Raw genomic sequence first — 2,603 nt, forward strand, 5'->3', positions numbered from 1 at the left:
ATTGCTGGTCAGGCGATGGGTTGCGGGCGCCAGCCCGCGCTAGGCTCGTCGAAGGGTGAACGGGAGTTTATCGACAGTCTCTGCGGGGGGAATCCCCGACTCTCGGGGTCTATTCATCGGGGGGTTATTCAGAAGAGGATCTCCCACGCTGCGGCCACTGATGCGACGCCGCTGACCTCGAGCCCGCCGGTTGGTGGGAGATGTCGCCGCGCGGAGTCCGGCACCAGGGCGCGCCGGAAGCCGAGCTTGGCGGCTTCCCGCAAACGCGGCTCGATCTGACTGACGGCCCGCACCTCGCCCGCAAGGCCGACTTCGCCGACGAGGATGAGGTGGGGGTCGATGGGTCGGTCGAGGAAGCTCGAGGCCACGGCCGCTGCCACTCCGAGATCGGCTGCGGGTTCGTCGATGCGAACTCCGCCGGCCACGTTTACGAAGATGTCGTGTCCGAAGAGTTGCGCGCCGAGCTTCTTCTCGAGGATGGCGACCAGCAAGGCGACCCGATTGGGATCGAGCCCGAGGGTTGTGCGCCGTGGGGTACCGAGCGCCGAAGGCGAGACTAGCGCCTGCACCTCGACCAGGATCGGGCGGGTGCCCTCCATGCTCGCGACCACCACCGAACCGGGCACGTCCTGGGGCCGTTCGGCGAGGAACAGGGCCGAAGGGTTTTCCACCGGTTGCAGGCCCGTGCCCTTCATGTCGAACACGCCGATCTCGTTGGTCGAACCGAAGCGGTTCTTGGCGGCGCGCAGAATCCGGAACGGATGGCCGCGGTCGCCCTCGAAGTACAGGACCGTATCGACCATGTGTTCGAGCACGCGCGGGCCTGCCAGTGCGCCTTCCTTGGTTACGTGGCCGATGAGCACGGTGGCACGCCCGGTACGTTTGGCGTGACTGACCAGTTGCGCGGCGCTTTCGCGCACCTGGCCGATGCTACCCGGAGCGGAGGCGAGCCCTTCGGTGAACACGGTCTGGATCGAATCGACGGCAATGGCGACGGGCGCCAGTCGTTCGATGTGTTCGAGGATGCGCTCCACGCAGGTTTCCGGAAGCACGATGAGCCGCTCGGCCTCCGGAGCCGTCGGCAGTCCGAGTCGATCGGCGCGCAACTTGATTTGCTGCGGGGATTCCTCGCCGGAGACGTAGAGGACGGTGCCGGTACGGGCCAGTGCGGCGAGGAGCTGGAGGGCGAGGGTGGACTTGCCGATGCCGGGGTCGCCGCCCACCAGTACCACCGAGCCCGGCACGACGCCGCCGCCGAGGACGCGGTCGAGCTCGCCGATACCCGAAGCCCAGCGTTCCTCGTCACCGCCGGTCAGGGCAGTCAGGGGCGCGGGTATCGCCGCGGTCCGCGGCGGTCCGCGGCGGCCGATCGGTGCGGTGTCGATCTGCTCTTCGACCAGGCTGTTCCAGGCGTTGCAGTCCGGGCAGCGTCCCAGCCAGCTAGCCGACTGAAAGCCGCACGTCTGACAGGCGAAGATCGCGCGCGGGCGGGCCATGCCTGCGGCGTCACAGTTGCAGAGCGACGCCGAACTGGTCGGGTTCGAGGCGGATGCCGATATAGAAAGGCCCGAATAACCCGTAGACGGCGCTTGCCGGGTCGTAGCGCAATTCGTAGACGATGTCGCGGATGGCCTTGAGGTCGCGGGAGAACAGGGTCACGCCCCACTCCCAGTCGTCAAGTCCGGTACAGGTCGTGATGAGTTGACTGACGCGGTCGGCGAATCGCCGGCCGGCCTCTCCGTGTCCCAGCATGAGCCGCTTGCGCTCCTCGAAACCGAGTTTGTACCAGTTGTCCCCGTCGCGCCGTGCTTTGGCCATCGGGTAAAAGCACAGGATCGGGTAATTCTCCGGCAGCCGCGGATGGAGCCGCGACTCCGCGTAAGCCGCGGTGCGCTTGCGCAGCGCCGCGAAGCGCGCCGCGAATTCCGGGGCCGCCGGGTCGAGCTTATGTTCCTCGATGAGCAACCGAGCCCAGTCGCGCTCGTCGGAGATATACTCGCTCGCCTCGCTCATCGAAAGAAACGAGTACACGGGCGTCAGGCACGACCCGAGCGCGGTCGCTGCGACCTCCTGCGAGAGCCGTTGCAGGCGCCACAGATCGGGGTGAACCGCGACGAAGCCGAGATCGAACTTGGTCACCCCCGCCGTGGCGATGACCTGCAGGTCCGCCTCGGCGACCCGGCCACCGATCCATCGTTGCATCTCTTCGATTGCCGCTGTGCGCGCGCCGTCGGTCAGCGCTCGCCAGCGCGCGCGGTCGACACGATAGAAGAGGTGCATGACGGGCCAGCCCGCCGAGGGCACGAGCCCGCTGGGCCACTCGCTCATGGGAGCGCTCCTTCCGTTACGGACGATTGCATCCAGTCTCGTAGTGCACGGGGGTTGCCCCTGCAAGCCATCGGCGGCGGGTCTAAGTACTCGTCGGCATAAGTATGGCAACTTATCCGCAGCCGCTCACCCTGATTTGCGATTTCCGAGTTTGCGCGCACGGCGCGAAGAACTTTCCAGATGATCGAGGAGCAGTACCCACCGTTCGTGCCGAGTAGCGCCGTCTCGACAACCCGATCGCCCTGAGTAGCCGATGTCTTCTCAATCGGCGTATC

The 2,603-nt window shown here is 66.6% G+C and carries 2 protein-coding genes; both read right to left on the reverse strand.

Going from position 1 to position 2,603, the window contains the following annotated elements; all coding sequences use genetic code 11:
* Nucleotides 1-128: 128 nt before the first annotated feature.
* On the reverse strand, nucleotides 129-1,496 hold the full coding sequence (gene radA / locus L6Q96_23090; protein ID MCK6557436.1) for a DNA repair protein RadA: 1,368 nt from the start codon (nucleotides 1,494-1,496) through the stop codon (nucleotides 129-131).
* 10 nt (nucleotides 1,497-1,506) lie between these two features.
* Nucleotides 1,507-2,328: a chlorite dismutase family protein gene (locus tag L6Q96_23095; protein ID MCK6557437.1), complete on the reverse strand. Its 822-nt coding sequence runs from the start codon at nucleotides 2,326-2,328 to the stop codon at nucleotides 1,507-1,509.
* Between the last annotated feature and the right edge of the window lie 275 nt (nucleotides 2,329-2,603).

The sequence above is a fragment of the Candidatus Binatia bacterium genome, from assembly GCA_023150935.1.
In the GTDB taxonomy this organism is placed as follows: Bacteria; Desulfobacterota; Binatia; order HRBIN30; family HRBIN30; genus JAKLJW01.